14 protein-coding genes are annotated in these 14,981 nt (G+C 41.7%); 3 read left to right on the forward strand and 11 right to left on the reverse strand.

Going from position 1 to position 14,981, the window contains the following annotated elements; all coding sequences use genetic code 11:
- Positions 1-160: 160 nt before the first annotated feature.
- From IEW67_RS03345 to IEW67_RS03375, 7 genes are all read right to left on the reverse strand, one after another.
- Entirely contained in the window at positions 161-2,095 is a 1,935-nt protein-coding gene (locus IEW67_RS03345; protein ID WP_188631641.1) for a stage V sporulation protein D, read from the reverse strand.
- Positions 2,096-2,238: 143 nt separating this feature from the next.
- On the reverse strand, positions 2,239-4,422 hold the full coding sequence (locus IEW67_RS03350) for a penicillin-binding protein (protein ID WP_188631677.1): 2,184 nt from the start codon (positions 4,420-4,422) through the stop codon (positions 2,239-2,241).
- Between the two features lie 16 nt (positions 4,423-4,438).
- Positions 4,439-4,813 (reverse strand): cell division protein FtsL, encoded by a 375-nt coding sequence (gene ftsL / locus IEW67_RS03355; protein WP_188631642.1) that lies wholly within the window; start codon positions 4,811-4,813, stop codon positions 4,439-4,441.
- Positions 4,810-5,790 carry a 16S rRNA (cytosine(1402)-N(4))-methyltransferase RsmH gene (gene rsmH / locus IEW67_RS03360; protein ID WP_188631643.1) on the reverse strand — a complete coding sequence of 327 codons (981 nt, stop codon included), beginning with the start codon at positions 5,788-5,790 and terminating at the stop codon, positions 4,810-4,812. Before rsmH ends, ftsL begins: the two co-directional genes overlap by 4 nt.
- 26 nt (positions 5,791-5,816) lie before the next feature.
- Positions 5,817-6,248, reverse strand: a complete 432-nt coding sequence (gene mraZ / locus IEW67_RS03365) for a division/cell wall cluster transcriptional repressor MraZ (protein ID WP_188631644.1) — start codon at positions 6,246-6,248, stop codon at positions 5,817-5,819.
- 411 nt (positions 6,249-6,659) lie between these two features.
- On the reverse strand, positions 6,660-8,285 hold the full coding sequence (gene bshC / locus IEW67_RS03370; protein ID WP_188631645.1) for a bacillithiol biosynthesis cysteine-adding enzyme BshC: 1,626 nt from the start codon (positions 8,283-8,285) through the stop codon (positions 6,660-6,662).
- 127 nt (positions 8,286-8,412) lie between these two features.
- The gene (locus tag IEW67_RS03375) at positions 8,413-8,793 is read right to left on the reverse strand and encodes a DUF3397 domain-containing protein (protein ID WP_188631646.1); all 381 of its coding nucleotides are present in this window, start codon (positions 8,791-8,793) and stop codon (positions 8,413-8,415) included.
- Positions 8,794-8,972: 179 nt separating this feature from the next.
- On the opposite strand from IEW67_RS03375, the gene IEW67_RS03380 reads away from it, so the two are divergent.
- Positions 8,973-9,446 carry an N-acetyltransferase gene (locus tag IEW67_RS03380; RefSeq protein ID WP_188631647.1) on the forward strand — a complete coding sequence of 158 codons (474 nt, stop codon included), beginning with the start codon at positions 8,973-8,975 and terminating at the stop codon, positions 9,444-9,446.
- Between the two features lie 63 nt (positions 9,447-9,509).
- Here the strand turns inward: IEW67_RS03380 and IEW67_RS03385 are convergent, their stop codons facing one another.
- The 3 genes from IEW67_RS03385 to IEW67_RS03395 all read right to left on the reverse strand — a co-directional run bounded on the left by IEW67_RS03385 (position 9,510) and on the right by IEW67_RS03395 (position 11,033).
- Positions 9,510-9,986, reverse strand: coding sequence for an RsfA family transcriptional regulator (locus IEW67_RS03385; protein ID WP_188631648.1), 477 nt, complete (start codon positions 9,984-9,986; stop codon positions 9,510-9,512).
- A 304-nt stretch (positions 9,987-10,290) separates the two neighbouring features.
- A complete protein-coding gene (rpmF, locus tag IEW67_RS03390) occupies positions 10,291-10,467 on the reverse strand; it encodes a 50S ribosomal protein L32 (RefSeq protein WP_135108195.1) in 177 nt (58 codons plus the stop codon).
- A 38-nt stretch (positions 10,468-10,505) separates the two neighbouring features.
- The gene (locus IEW67_RS03395) at positions 10,506-11,033 is read right to left on the reverse strand and encodes a YceD family protein (RefSeq protein WP_188631649.1); all 528 of its coding nucleotides are present in this window, start codon (positions 11,031-11,033) and stop codon (positions 10,506-10,508) included.
- 252 nt (positions 11,034-11,285) lie between these two features.
- Between IEW67_RS03395 and IEW67_RS03400 the strand changes: the two genes are divergently transcribed.
- A complete protein-coding gene (locus IEW67_RS03400; protein ID WP_188631650.1) occupies positions 11,286-12,497 on the forward strand; it encodes a nucleotidyltransferase in 1,212 nt (403 codons plus the stop codon).
- A 31-nt stretch (positions 12,498-12,528) separates the two neighbouring features.
- Here IEW67_RS03400 and IEW67_RS03405 read toward each other — a convergent pair whose 3' ends face one another.
- On the reverse strand, positions 12,529-13,551 hold the full coding sequence (locus IEW67_RS03405) for a SepM family pheromone-processing serine protease (RefSeq protein WP_188631651.1): 1,023 nt from the start codon (positions 13,549-13,551) through the stop codon (positions 12,529-12,531).
- 202 nt (positions 13,552-13,753) lie between these two features.
- On the opposite strand from IEW67_RS03405, the gene spoVV reads away from it, so the two are divergent.
- Positions 13,754-14,962 carry a dipicolinic acid transporter SpoVV gene (gene spoVV / locus IEW67_RS03410; RefSeq protein ID WP_308430701.1) on the forward strand — a complete coding sequence of 403 codons (1,209 nt, stop codon included), beginning with the start codon at positions 13,754-13,756 and terminating at the stop codon, positions 14,960-14,962.
- Positions 14,963-14,981 lie beyond the last annotated feature (19 nt).

Genomic DNA, 14,981 nt, shown 5'->3' on the forward strand with positions numbered 1-14,981 from the left:
CTGGCTACGGCTTAGGATCGGTTTCTCTCAGTTTTTTTCCATCTCAAAGACCGGAAATCCGACAGCATATGCCAGTTTACTGGTTTTATATGCACAAAAATGTTTAACTATCAACATTTCAGCAGTTAGCCTTTTATATTATAGCAAAAATCCAGCCTGTTCACGATGAATTTTTATCAGAGAGATAAATTCTTATTTTTTCGCCTTGTTCGACTTTTGTTCCCGGGCTTGGTGCCTGGTCAATAATATACTTGCCGGAGCCGCTTGTTTGAATGGATAAATTCGTCTGGTACTCAGCCAATTCATGTTTATTCAAACCGATTAGATCCGGAACTTCTACCTTTGGTTTATCAGGCCAAGTATATTCTTTTTCCGGTCCGCTTTCTCTCGGTTCAACCCCCATTGCACGCAAACTGTCTCCGATGATGGTTCCGACGATTGGTGCTGCGACAACACCGCCAAACTGAGAAGTGCCTTTCGGATTATCCACTGCAACATATACCACAATTTCCGGATCGTCAGCCGGTGCAAAGCCCATAAATGACACGATATAATTGTTCTTTAAGTAATTGCCATCCGGGCCGACTTTCTGGGCAGTACCCGTTTTACCTCCTACACGATACCCGTCAACATATGCTGAGCGGCCGGTTCCTTTAGCAACAACACTTTCAAGCGCATGCCGAACCTCCTCTGATGTGGAGGCTGAAAGAACTTTTTCCCTCAATTTCGGCTTCACCCTTTCGACTGTCTCACCGGTTTGTGGGTCGATCCATTCCTTTGCAATAAACGGCTGGTACAGCTTCCCGCCATTAATCGCAGCAGATACCGCCATGACCTGTTGAATCGGCGTAACGGATACACCTTGACCAAAGGAAGTTGTCGCCAATTCAACTGGACCTATATTTCCCGGTTCAAACAATATGCCATTCGCTTCTCCACGCAAATCAATGCCTGTTTTTTTCCCAAACCCGAAATCTTTAATGTAGCTGAACAGCTTTTCTTTGCCCAAGTCAGTTCCCATTTGCACAAACCCTGGGTTACAGGAATTTTGTACCACTTCGAGATAAGTCTGCTCGCCATGACCTCCACTTTTCCAACAATGCAGCTCTGTTCCGCCTACGGATATGTCGCCATCATCATAATAAGTGTCTTTTTTAAGGTCTACCATATCCTCTTCAAGAGCAGATGCAAGTGTAATAATTTTAAAGGTTGATCCTGGCTCATAAGTACTCCATATCGGTAAATTACGGTTATATATATCCGGATCCACATTCTGGTAATTCTCCGGTTTAAAATTCGGGCGTGAAGACATTCCCAATACGCCCCCTGTATCAGGATCCACTGCAATGGCCATAGCGCCATCGGGATTATATTGTGATACCGCAAGATCAAGTTCTCTTTCCATAATGGTCTGAACTTTGGAATCAATCGTTGTTTTTAAATTCAGACCATCTGTCGGTGCTTTATAATCATCAGCAATTTGTTCAAGTTTTTTTCCTTTGGCATCGGAATAAAATGACAAGCTCCCCTCTTCACCATTCAATTTATCATTATAAAACAATTCAAGTCCCATTAAACCCTGGTTATCGATACCTGCAAAGCCTAAAACATGCGATAGATCATCCCCAAACGGGTAATGGCGCTTTGAATCTTTAGCCAAATAGATTCCATCCATGTTCAATGTCCGGAATGCCTCTTCCTGTTCCTCACTGATCTTCCTACCTTCCGGATGCACGCGTGTATAAACAGCGTCTTTCGTTACATAATCATACGCCTCTTGCTCAGAGACCTCCAATATGTCGGCTATTTTCCCAGCTGTGTTCTGCGGGTCTTTTATCTGCTTAGGAACAACAATGACAGATGGTGCCGAGACATTTTCTGCCAGCACTTCATCCCGCCTGTCCAATATTCTTCCGCGTTCGGGTTCAAAAGTAATATCCCTGCTCCAAGATTCATCGGCACGCTTCATCAGGTCATCCCCTATTATGAATTGAACAAAACCCAGTCGCGCATCGATTATAGTGAAAAACAATAAACCGATAAGAAAAACAGTGATCATTCGTTTTCGTACGGTTACAGAAGAAATACGCTTCATATTTAATCCCCTTTTCATATTCATAGGTAGGCTTGTATTCACTATATGAATCCTGAAAATGGAATAGAACTTTGCATGTCAAGCCGAAATAGCGAACCACGCCCTGATAAAAATCGGGGCGTGGTATACTCACACTTCAAAAATCATTCACTTGTCTCACTTGACTGATCAGTCTCTTCGTTGTCAGAGTCAGGCTGTTGCAACTCGACACCCAAATAATCGTTCTTTTTAAGAGAGGTACCTTTCTCAATGCTTTGCTTCGTGACATAGCCATGGCCGATCGGTTCAACATCCAGCGACATTAATTCAGCCAACTGCATGACATCTCGTAATGACCAGCCGGTAAGGTCAGGCATTTCCGGTTTATCCGTGATGAGGATAATCCGGTCTCCCGGAAGCAACACTTCGCCTTTAGCAGCACTTGCTTTTTTAATGGTTTTTCCGGAACCGATAACCGACACATCCAAGCCTTGCTGGTTAAGTTTCTCTTTAATTTTAGACGTTTCTTCTCCCGTCATTTTCGGTAGCTTAACTGGCTCAATCTGTTCGCCTTCATCTTTATCAGGTTCGATATTCAAGTAGTGCAGACCGTTCTGCATGACATTTTTGAATATAAATGACACTGGCTCCGAACCATGCTCAGTCGGCTCAATATCGGGCTGTGTAACCGATACATACATCATCAGCTGGGGGTCTTCCTTGGGAGCCATTCCAAGAAATGAATACATATAGTTCCCGTGGCCGGTTAAATAGCTACCGTTTTCTGTCATTTGGGCTGTCCCAGTCTTGCCCGCAACGGAATAGTCTTCAAGTTTATATTCCTGTCCTGTTCCGTTTTCGGATGAAACGACCGAACCCATTAAATCCATCATTTGGTTGGATGTTTCTTTTGAGATTGGTTTACTCGTCACTTCAGGAGATTTTTCTTCGATTGTTTTGCCGGTTGCCGAGTCAACCCTTTTGGATATGACGTAAGGCTTGATCATTTCACCTCCATTAGCTATGGCTGATGCCGCCTTCATTTGCTGGATAGGTGTTACAGTGCTGGCTTGACCAAAAGCTGTCGTGATTTTATCACGCGGATAATTATAAACGAGCTGTCCTGCTTCCTCACCCGGTAAATCGATACCCGTTTTTTCATCAAAGTCGAATGCTTTTAAATATTCCAGGTACTTTTCAGTTCCTAATTTTTCCCAAACCAGTTTAGAGGCAGCAACGTTGGATGAGCGGGCAAACCCTTCATCATACGTAATGGAACCCCAACCTTCTCCGCCGTTATGATCGCGAACGGCACTTACACGATCACTTATTTTATATGTGCCTGACTCGAGCCATCCATCTCCGTTATAAACACCTTCTTCAATCGCAGCGGCCCATGTAAACATCTTCATTGTAGAGCCCGGTTCAACAGGTGTCGCTATCACGTCATTATACCAATTTTCCACATCGGATGGATTATTGGGATTATAGCTCGGACGGTTGCTCATTGCCATAATTTCACCGGTTTTCGGATCCATTACAACAGCCGTCATGCGCTTAGGCTCGTATGTTTCATCCATTTGCGTCATGACATCCTCCAGCAAGGTCTGGATCTTCTGATCGATCGTTAAATAGACATCTCCGCCATCTTCCGGCTGGTTAATTACTTCCTCCGGATCTAACAGCTTATCATTATACTGATCACGCTGATACGAAATAGACCCGTCTTTTCCACTCAGAAACGTATTCATCTGTTTTTCGATTCCGCTAACACCTTTGATTGTTTTATCATCTTTTTGAGCGAAACCAATAATGTGGGATGCAAACATTCCGTTCGGGTAAAAACGGAGTGATTCCTCCTTAAATGTGATGCCCGGAAGTTCGAGTTCTTCAATTTTTTCTTTCGTATCCTGGGAGAGTTCTTTACCGGCGCTCCCAAATTCTACTTGAAACCGATCCTCCTGAATGCCTTCTTCCATTTGTTTCGCTAAATAACTTTTATCAGCTTCTAATAAAGGAGCCAGTTTTTCTGCAGTCTTTTCCGGATTTACGACGTGAAGCGGCTTTTCTTCCTGTTGTGTGTGTGATTCCCCCACAATGGCCTGAATTTTATATGTAGGACGATCATATGCTAATGTCATCCCATTACGGCCATAAATTTTCCCTCGTTCTGCATCAAGTGTATACGATGCAGTCCGCTTTTCTTCAGCCCATTTTTCGAGTGAAATACCCGCAATATCCCCAGTAGCCTGAATGTATAGGAACCTTCCGGAGATAATCAGAAATACGCCGGCAAACAAAACAATCAAAATACCGGACATAATATTTGTCTTTTTGTTTTTTTTCATCATACATCAGCCTTGCTTAGTTGTTGTGATACGCTGTTGCTTGTTTCACCCGTGCATCTTGTATTTTCAAACCATTTTCTTTTGCGATTCTGGTTATGCGCTCAGGTCTGCTTAATTGTTTTTTTTCATAAACAAGCCCCTCATTGGTAACCTTTTGATGCTGAACGGTTTGCTCAAGTGATTGCAATTCCCTGTTCAATGTATCGGTTGAAGAGGCAAATGACACAACGTAAATACTCGCTGCGATCAGCAGGGCTCCTGCTCCGGAATACAAAACCTTCTCACCTTTTGTAATCCAGTTCTTCTTATGTACCTTAACCGTTTGTTTTTCCTGTTTTCCTACACTTGGTGAATATGACTGTTCCCAGCTGCGGGCAAGGTTTTCACTCATGATTTTTTCCACCCTTCTATATATGAAAATTCTTCATTCCACTCTTGTATTTTTTCGCTGATACGCAATTTGGCTGAGTGTGAGCGTCTGTTTTCTCCAAGTTCATTTTCACTTGGCACGATCGGCTTTTTATTAACGAGTTGAAATGGCGCCTGATGGTCTTTCGGTAAAACCGGTAAATTTCTTGGCACAGGTTTTGCGGTACTCCATTTTTTAAATGCCTGTTTGCAAAGCCTGTCTTCCAGTGAGTGAAACGTTATGACAGCAATCCTTCCTCGGATGCCTATCACACGCGCCGCCTGATGAAGCGCATCATTAAAAGCTGACAACTCATCATTTACTGCAATTCGCAAAGCTTGAAAGATCCGTTTTGCCGGATGCCCTCCTTTTCTCCGGGCAGGGGCGGGAATTGCCTCTTTGATGATTTCAACCAATTCAAATGTCGTTTCAATTGGCTTGTCTTGTCTAGCGCTCTCAATTTTTCGCGCAATTTGTTTGGAGAATTTTTCCTCACCATAACTAAAAAAGATTTTCACCAGTTGATTATACGGCCATTCATTAACCACTTCCCTGGCATCCAATCGCTGATACTGATTCATACGCATATCAAGTTTCGCATCATGCTGATAGCTGAAACCTCTTTCACCACGATCAAGCTGCGGCGATGAAACACCAAGATCAAATAAAAAACCATCAACCTGTGTCACTTGGTGGAGACCTAATTGTTCCTCTATTTCTCTGAAGTTGGCATGAATAAAAAGTGCACGATCTTTATATGGCTGCAGTCGTCTTTCGGCTGCCTTTAGCGCATCTGCATCCTGATCAAATGCTATCAGCAATCCGTTTTCATTTAACCGGGAAACTATGCGCTCGGCGTGGCCGCCACCCCCGACGGTACAGTCCACATATGTACCATCTTTTTTGATAGCCATCCCATCCAGCACTTCTTGTTGTAATACACTGTAATGATTAAACATAGACGTCCATCCTGTCTTTACTACGTTTAAATGTCAAAGTCCATTAGATTTTCGGCAATTTCACCGAACGATTCTTCAGAGTCATTGAAATATTCCTCCCAATTTTCATTTGCCCAGAATTCAACCCGATTGGATACACCTATCACGACACATTCCTTGTCGAGTCCGGCATATTGACGCAATGGCTGGGGAATGTTTATTCTTCCCTGCTTATCCACTTCACATTCAATTGCCCCAGAGAAGAAAAATCGTGTAAAAGCTCGGGCATCCTTTTTGGTTAATGGGAGTTTTTTTAGCTTTTCTTCAAGTAATTTCCATTCATCCATGGGGTAAGCAAACAAACATTTATCCAGTCCACGGGTGAGGACAAAATTGTCACCAAGGTCTTCACGGAACTTTGCTGGCACAATAATACGTCCTTTTGTATCGATATTGTGCTGGTATTCACCCATGAACATAGAGTACGCCCCACTTTCTTACACCCCATGTTACCACATTCCCCCACAATCTACCACTTATTTTTAAAAGTTTTTTTCATTAAATTTAAAAATGGGTCTAATGCGCTATAATCCTTGAATGAAAGCTCTATTTTCAATTCCTCATTCAGTGCCAAGACAGCACGGTCCAATCCGTTTGGGGACATTTTTAGTTAGAAAAACTCGGCATTCGCCTCGTCTTATAGCGAATGCCGAAGCTTTTCTTATAAGGTCATCCATCATTTATACTTTCTGACGTTATAAAAAAACCACCTTCCTTCCACTCATTCTAAAAAAGTGGAGGAAGGTGGGTATTATAAAATAAAACGTTATTCAACAAGGACGCTGCTCGTCAGGAAATTTTAAAATGATGACTCATTTAAACGTATCATGCTATAAATAAACAATATGATGCGGGGCCTGAAACGAACATGATTGCTTTGCCATCTTTCCAATAAAATCATCACCATATTCGTTCAGCCAGACAAGCGGATTCCATATTCTTTCCTGCAGTCCATTTTTGGGATGAAGCGTGTTTTGAATCAGATCAAACTCCTTCAGGTATTTGGTATGTCTTTCTTCCATCGCTTTTATAATGCGCTCTTCGAGAAACTTAATATCTTCATTCAAATAGTACAGATTTTTATCAGCTAATTCACCTAAATCAGAACGTATTTCTTTGGCAATATTTCTTAATGGTTTATGCGCTGTATCAACAGCTTGCTTGATTTCAGCTGCAACATGGTGCACTGGCGGTCCTCCTTGATTTGCCAACCATTCGATTTTAAGAGACTCAACGCCGTGATTAATAGCACTCTCCTCATTGATCGCAAACTTTCGCAATGATTTTTCCACAGGAAGATCAATAAATGTAAAGGACAAACGCGGCAACACCGGCGGCATTTCCATATCAGCTGCCTGAAAAGCAGGCTTTAAAGCCGACCAGTAGCCAACTTCTCCCGGGCCGCCGATAAATGCCAGTGTCGGGAATAAACATTCCTGCATAACAGGTCTTGTGACGACATTATTGCTTAACTTTGACGGATTGTGCTTTGCTGTTTCAAGGAGCTCCTCTGTTGTTAAAAGAATTTCCTGCTGTTTACCCGCCCAGTTCCCTTCATCGTCTCTTGTAAGCAGTATCCTGTCATGACCATCATGATAAAAAAGATGGGCATCATCAGGCTCTGTCTCCAACGAAATAGCGTAACCTTTTTGGTTCAGCTGTTGGATTGCCGTATAGACACCTGAACTGATTTTCTTCTGGTTTTTTATCAGCATTGTAAAATGCTCTTGTTCCATTTCCCGCATTAAGGGATCTCCGGAATCGGCAAGGACAACGCCTTCATCATTGAACAATTGATAAATAACCCGGGCGAAAAAGTCCACATACGTAGTTGAATCCCGCAAACAATCCAGTATGGTCCGATATAAATCTTTTGTATGTTCTGTCTCGGACAACTGAGCGAATAGTTGATCAATCCATTCACCGGCCGCGGTTTGATCAATTTTAATATCTGAAACCGGTTGTTTGCCAGATGTCTGCTGCTCCAGTTTGTATTTTTTCATACTGTTATACTCGGGCAAATAAATATGATTAATTTCAGCAAAATCGTGGTCTTCACCGGCTATCCAAAAAACCGGGATAACCGGCAGTTGCAGTGTGGATTCCTGCTGTTTAGCAAACTGGATAATAGATACGATTTTGTTGATGGTATACATCGGTCCTGTCAGAAGACCCGCCTGCTGGCCTCCGATAACAACCACACTGTTATCCTGCTTCAATCGCTCTATATTACGATATGTAGCTCGGGGAGCATCCCAACGTCTGTTCATGGTATTCAATGCTTCTGTCAGGTTTTTGCGATCAATTTGTTTTTTTTGTAACGCTTTTGCCCTCGACTGGTATGTTGATTCCAGATATGGATCATAATCAAAATGCTCCAAAATCCCGGAATGGTGGTTTCGATAATCATCTATCAATGCATTTTGCTTTTGTAGTATAATCGGCGTGATCCGCATCGGTCGCATGCTCCTTTAACAGTAATCATATATGTCCATAACACATTTTACATAAAACAAGGGGTGATTGCATTCAATCTGTTTTAAAAGTTCTTTAAACCACGGCATTTACACGTGAACATCCCTTTCAAAAAATACGAAGAATAATTCCTGTTAGTGTAAGCAGGCAGTACAGCAGAAGAAACAGCAAAAAACAGATACGCCAAAAAACTTTCAGCACCTTTTTGAAGACTATTTCCGTATAGACTTTCCATTGGATAACCACAATAATGGCGAACAGCATCAGCATAATCAATAGAATTATTCCAAAATATGAATTTCCAAAGATTGTTTTAAACATCGCTATAACAGCAATAATATATAAAAGTGTTGTCCAGTTTACTGCAGTATGAACTGCTTTCTGGTTTTGTCTTGACGCTTTCCGGCCAATTACATAAACAATTACTGTCGCAAGTACCGGAAGTGTAATAAAGAAGCCAATAAAGTAAGCAATCAGATTCCATATCATGTCCCGCTATCCGTCCCCTTTTCTATGTTCCAGCGAACCGGTTATTGATATAATGATAACAGAGTGAACAGCTCCTTGCTGCCGGAGATATTTTCTTTCATTCCCTTTCAGGCTTTTTTATATTATAATTAATAATAAAGAATTTCTAAATAATTATGTTCGAAGGGGGAAGGACAAAAATGAAAAATGAAGTCGAAAAACTCTTAATCAATTATAAAACATTGGAGCAATTTAAACGATTTAAAGAATACGGGAACCAGGAGCTCTCCATGATGGAAGATCTTCAAAATAATATCGTTGAAAATAACAGCGAGTCACCATTCTATGGAATTTACGTTGGCCATCATCTGATTGCCAGAATGAGCTTATATAAAGTCAGTGCAAAGTACGATGCCTATTTTAAACCGCCGCAGGATTATCTGGAGCTATGGAAATTGGAGGTTTTACCGGATTATCGTGGTAGACATTACGGCAAAGCGCTGGTTGATTTCGCCAAGAGCTTCCAACTGCCAATCAAGACAAATCCACGGATTAATTCACATGGATTTTGGGAAAAAATGGGATTCCAAAAAGCAAAATACGAAATGGAGAGGGACCTTGGGGAAAATCCACTGATTTGGATGCCAGAGGGAGTCGAGGAAAAAGAGCAGTAAATACTTTCTGATATTAAAATAAAGACATGAATGGCGTATACCAATCATTCATGTCTTTATCATTCATTTCCGCTGTACCCAGGCCCATAACTTCCCCATTTCTGTCCATGCCTGCTCATAACGATTTAATTGTGCCTTCAATGCTTCATTCTCTTCTATCAGCTGTTGCTGTGCTCCCACGTCTTCACTGCCGTATAATTGTTTATTTCCATTGGAATGATTGCGCATCTTTTCCAGCAAGGATATAGCCGCATCTATCGGATCCGACTCACCGTTAACTGTTGTGTCGTATTGAACCAGCATCTTTTGCCGGTTATTCTGCTTTCGATCTTTTTTGGCGCTTTCAATAGCTTCCTGATATTGTCCGCGGATAGAGGCGTTCCAACGAAAACCGCATGCCGCCGATGTTCTGGAAAGCTGCTTTGCGACATCTTTAAATGCTTCAAGCTGAGTTTTTCCCTCTCTTATATGACGAAGAACTGTCTCTGCCAATAAAATATCTTCATCCTTCGTCCATGCATCCTGTCGTGTTGCATTCATAACATCCCTCCTTATGCGTTTGCTATCAATGTATGCAAAAGGTAGGCGTGGTAGAATCGTTCACGATTAAATTTTACGGAAATTACAATCTGTTCTTCACACCAGGGCTTAATGCATCAATCTCCTGTCCATGTATGTATTATGTAAAGGTGAAGGAAGGCACACTACAGCTTTAGTGCTGAAGCCGGACGTAAGCAATATTTGACAAAGCATCAATAGAGGTAAAATTGTATACCTTGTGATATCAACACAAAAACAGATCACTTCTGCAGTGATCTGTCTGGAATTAACTTACAATATCAATTTAATCATTGGCGACGACTTCTCTGCCATCATAATGCCCGCATGATTTACATACATGATGCGGTTTTGTCAGCTCACCGCAATTCGAGCATTCTACCATGCCTGGTACGTGCAATTTTTTATGCGTGCGACGTTGATTTTTCACCTTTTTAGATGTTCTTCTTTTTGGTACTGCCATGCTTACACCCCCTTCAATCGTGCAAGGAATGGAAGATTCTATTCCTTTTCCTCTTTATCTTCCAGCAAAGATTCCAGTTTCCTCAAACGCGGATCTGGTTCTTGCTCTTTTTGATCCTCTGACATTAATTCCCAGCCTTCCCCTTGAAAAGGAGCCTGGCTTTTGGCATCAGCATTATCCGTGTACACACGGTAAGGAACTTCCAATAAAATATTTTCCTTTATTAATGGTGTTAAGTCAAGTACTTCCCCATCAATAGGATGAATATCATCATCTGAGTCATCTGTTTCGTATGGTGCCTCTGTAAAAACTTCGGTTGTGTTTATTTCAAACGGATAAGGCACGTCCACTAATGTACGGGCACACGGTAAAATCATTGTGCCATCAATAGCAAATGTAAAAAAAATGTCGTCACCCTGATCCGTCGCCGTTCCACTAACGTGTACAGAGCCTATTTGTCGAATATCATTGTTCATCGATTCCAGTTCGGAAACATCAACATGGTCATCAAAAACAAAAGGTTGATGGCTTGCATTTCTTTTAATTTGAGCTACCGAAAATTTCATAGTATCACCTCAAGGCAACAAAAGTTATTTTAAAAGGAAAATAGCATTTTGTCAATATATTTTCTTTACACTGATCTTATAATCAGTATTCCCTTTTCATCAACAACGAACCATGCACTGTGAGACTTTTTTTGATACAATAAAGTGAAACTTCATTCAGTGGAACGTTTTCTCCCTAATTGCTTCATCTGCTAAGCTGCTCACCAGTTATATGCAAGATACAATGAAATGATGTAGAAAGGGTTGGGATACATGCAAGCTTGCGGATTAGTTGTTGAGTATAACCCATTTCATAATGGACATGCCTTTCATATAAAAGCAGCAAGACAGGCTTCTGGAGCCGATTGTTTGATTGCTGTTATGAGCGGATCATTTTTACAGCGCGGTGAACCGGCCATTATGGATAAATTTCACCGTACAAAAGCAGCGTTGTCGTCAGGCGTCGACATCGTACTGGAGCTTCCGTATATATATGCCGTTCAGAACAGCGACTTATTCGCTCAGGGTGCTGTACAGACACTGCATGAAATCGGCGTTTCAAGCTTATGTTTCGGGAGTGAATCCGGGGATATATCCCGGTTCACCAGCAGTTATAATGTGCTTCAGCAGGAGCAGCCAGCCTATCAAACAGTCCTTCAGAAAAACTTGAATCTTGGACTTTCCTTTCCGGAAGCAAGCCGGCACGCCTATCAACAAATAGGCTTAGCCACATCAGAAATGGATTTGACCAAACCGAACAATATTCTCGGCTTCAGTTATGTTAAAGCGATTTTGGACCATAACCTATCCATTAAGCCCTTGACCATCACCCGTATTAAAAGTGCCTACCATGATCAAGCTATTACAGGCTCAATCGCAAGTGCAACAAGCATCCGTAAAGACCTTCTCAGCAAGGGACACATATCCGAAACAGCTGTCGATGCTTTACCTGATGTAACGATCCAGCAGCTGCATACGTATAAAAAACAAGCGGGCATCTGGCATTCATGGGAGGATTATTTTCAGCTTATCCATTACCGTGTCATGACAATGACCAAGGAAGAACTTGCCGCCATACATGGTGTTGATGAAGGGCTGGAGAATCGCATTAAAAAAACTGCTCGGAGTGCCACATCTTTTTATGAATGGATCAATAAAATTAAAACAAAACGCTATACATGGACGAGGCTCCAACGCATATTTGCACATATTTTAACAAGTACTGCCAAAGCGGATCTTCAACCATTCATTAACGCGAAAACCGTCCCGTACGTAAGATTGTTAGGTATGACTAAAACAGGGCAATCCTATTTGAACGATAGAAAAAAAGATATGGATGTGCCGCTCATATCAACGCTGGCCGGGACAAAGAATCCGCTTCTGTCAATTGAAGAAAAAGCGAGCCACGCATATTACAGCATTATTCCCGGTGAAAAAAAACAAACCTTGCACCATCAGGAGCTAAAACCGCCAATCATCATTTAAAATGAGACTTCAGCGTCACCTCATCTCTGTTTCAGGCAGGGTCTAGCTCTTGAAGGTACTGCAAAGCATCATCAAACGATTTAACAGGCACAATCTCCATGTCTGTACCGATTTCTTCAGCTGTTTTTAATGCTTCTTCATAATTCGAATGCTCTGCTTCGTCGTTATTCGCTGCGAAGAAGATATCACAGCCTTCCTGATCTGCTGCAATCACTTTTTTTTCAGCACCGCCAATCCGGAGAACGTCTCCCTGATAGTTTACCTCTCCGGTTCCGGCAATTTGATAACCTTTTGTTAAATCCTCTTCGGTTAACTGATCGTATATTTCCAATGAAAACATAAGACCTGCACTTGGCCCGCCAATATCACCGCTGGAAAAGTTTACTTCCGGATTGACTTCCACACTCCGATCCGTAACAAGCTGAATTCCAATGCCAACTTTACCATCGGCTTCGGGAAATGGTTTGAGTGTGATATCTTTTTCAAATTTTTTTTCATCGCGAACAACGTTAACCGTTATTGTGTCTCCTGCTTGTTTATTTTCCACATATTCAACTAAATCGCTGGATTCATCGATTGAACGACCATCAATTCCGACGATTCGATCACCTGTGTTCAGAACCTCCTCGGCCGGCATTTCTTCCACAACAGAAACGACATATACTCCATTGTAGTCAATTGAAATATCTTCATTGGCTGCTTTATAAGCAACAACGGTTGAAGCTTCCTGGGAGCTTTCCATCATTTGCAGTTGTGCATGAAAGTATTCGTCCTCCGACACGCCTTCCGGTCTTACCTTATTGAGCGGCAAAATGTCTTGATTTGGCAGGATTTTTGCCCATAGATACTGAACCGGGGTTGCCTGTCCCCCGCGTACTGTAACAAGGTGCATGTCACCTTCGCTCTTGTTACCGCCTTCCACTTCTACAATCGGGTTTAGCGCATCTGCACCGCCTGGTTTATATATATAATAGGGGAGTTTATAAGCAGAAACAAAAAATGCTATCCCGATAACTAAAATTAAGGCAATAATATGCTTCTTTGTAAATCTCACTGAAAATCTCCTTTCCACCTTGCCAGCATGCTCACATTTAATGGCATGTCAAAAGTGTATGTCATAAAAACATCATGTATGAGCGTATATTGATATAGACTCGTACAACAATGTCGTATCATTTTATATAAATGAACTAGCATTATTTTACTACTATCGAAAAAAGAAGTACAGGATCAGCCATCCTCAAGGGGGCTTTGAATTGCTACAAAAAATGAAAACGATAGTCTTTGCCGGAATCACTGCTTTTATCGCAGTCTCGCTTATAAAGTATCCGGATCAATCACTGGAGGCAAGCATACGCGGATTGAACATGTGGTGGGAAATTGTATTCCCATCATTATTGCCGTTTTTTATAACAGCTGAACTGCTAATAGGCTTTGGCTTTGTAAAATTTATTGGTGTGCTCTGTGAACCAATTATGCGTCCATTGTTTAACGTGCCCGGTGTTGGCAGTTTTGCATGGGCAATGGGGATGGCAAGCGGCTATCCGACAGGGGCAAAAATTTCAGCACGGTTGCGGGAAGAAAAACAATTGACACAAATCGAAGCTGAACGGCTTGTATCCTTCACCAATGCCTCAAGTCCATTGTTTATTTTCGGTGCTGTTTCAGTCGGATTTTTTTATGATGTCAAGCTTGGCGTCGTTTTAGGTGCTTCTCACTATATCGGTAATGCACTCGTTGGGGTATGCATGCGATTTTACGGACGGAAAACGGAAAAGAAAACCGCTACACCAGCCAAGAAAAAAGTGTCGATAATTAGAGCCTTTCGGGAGATGCATCGAACAAGGATTCATGACCCAAGGCCTTTTGGAAAAGTTGTCGGGGATGCCGTATTAAATTCAATTCAGACTTTGGTTATGGTAGGCGGGTTCATTATCTTCTTCTCCGTCTTTACCAAGCTGTTATATATAGCAGGTGTAACACCGATTATTGCATCGATATTCCAGTATGTTCTGCAACTTCTTACATTGCCAGGTGATCTGGCATTACCTTTATTATCCGGCCTGTTCGAAATAACCCTTGGTGCTAACTTAATTTCTCAGGACGAAACTGCCAATCTACTGGAGAAAATAATTATTGTCAGTTTTATATTGGGATTCAATGGTTTTTCTGTACAAGCACAGGTGGCAAGCATTCTAGCTCCAACAGATATTCGATTTGCGCCATACTTTTTCGCTCGGATATTCCATGGTTTATTTGCTGCTATTTTGACAGCTTTATTTTATACACCTTTATATTTAAACCGGACCTCATTTGACTTTAAAGGTGTCCCAGTATCAGGGGGCGTTAAGGAAGAGACATGGAAGGGGATATTACTTTACATGACTGAAATCGGACCGTTCATAACGTTTGCAGCGTTATTAACAGCCCTCCTAATTATAATCAGCCGCACTAGAAAAATATAAGAAAGTGTATATATGATCT

This window comes from Lentibacillus kapialis, assembly GCF_014646635.1.
Taxonomy (GTDB): Bacteria; Bacillota; Bacilli; order Bacillales; family Amphibacillaceae; genus Lentibacillus; species Lentibacillus kapialis.

Bases quoted from the DNA above. Each gene is read 5' to 3' on its own strand.
- IEW67_RS03345 (WP_188631641.1), bottom strand. From the start codon at position 2,095: ATGAAGCGTATTTCTTCTGTAACCGTACGAAAACGAATGATCACTGTT.
- IEW67_RS03350 (WP_188631677.1), bottom strand. From the start codon at position 4,422: ATGAAAAAAAACAAAAAGACAAATATTATGTCCGGTATTTTGATTGTT.
- ftsL (WP_188631642.1), bottom strand. From the start codon at position 4,813: ATGAGTGAAAACCTTGCCCGCAGCTGGGAACAGTCATATTCACCAAGT.
- rsmH (WP_188631643.1), bottom strand. From the start codon at position 5,790: ATGTTTAATCATTACAGTGTATTACAACAAGAAGTGCTGGATGGGATG.
- mraZ (WP_188631644.1), bottom strand. From the start codon at position 6,248: ATGTTCATGGGTGAATACCAGCACAATATCGATACAAAAGGACGTATT.
- bshC (WP_188631645.1), bottom strand. From the start codon at position 8,285: ATGCGGATCACGCCGATTATACTACAAAAGCAAAATGCATTGATAGAT.
- IEW67_RS03375 (WP_188631646.1), bottom strand. From the start codon at position 8,793: ATGATATGGAATCTGATTGCTTACTTTATTGGCTTCTTTATTACACTT.
- IEW67_RS03380 (WP_188631647.1), top strand. From the start codon at position 8,973: ATGAAAAATGAAGTCGAAAAACTCTTAATCAATTATAAAACATTGGAG.
- IEW67_RS03385 (WP_188631648.1), bottom strand. From the start codon at position 9,986: ATGAATGCAACACGACAGGATGCATGGACGAAGGATGAAGATATTTTA.
- rpmF (WP_135108195.1), bottom strand. From the start codon at position 10,467: ATGGCAGTACCAAAAAGAAGAACATCTAAAAAGGTGAAAAATCAACGT.
- IEW67_RS03395 (WP_188631649.1), bottom strand. From the start codon at position 11,033: ATGAAATTTTCGGTAGCTCAAATTAAAAGAAATGCAAGCCATCAACCT.
- IEW67_RS03400 (WP_188631650.1), top strand. From the start codon at position 11,286: ATGCAAGCTTGCGGATTAGTTGTTGAGTATAACCCATTTCATAATGGA.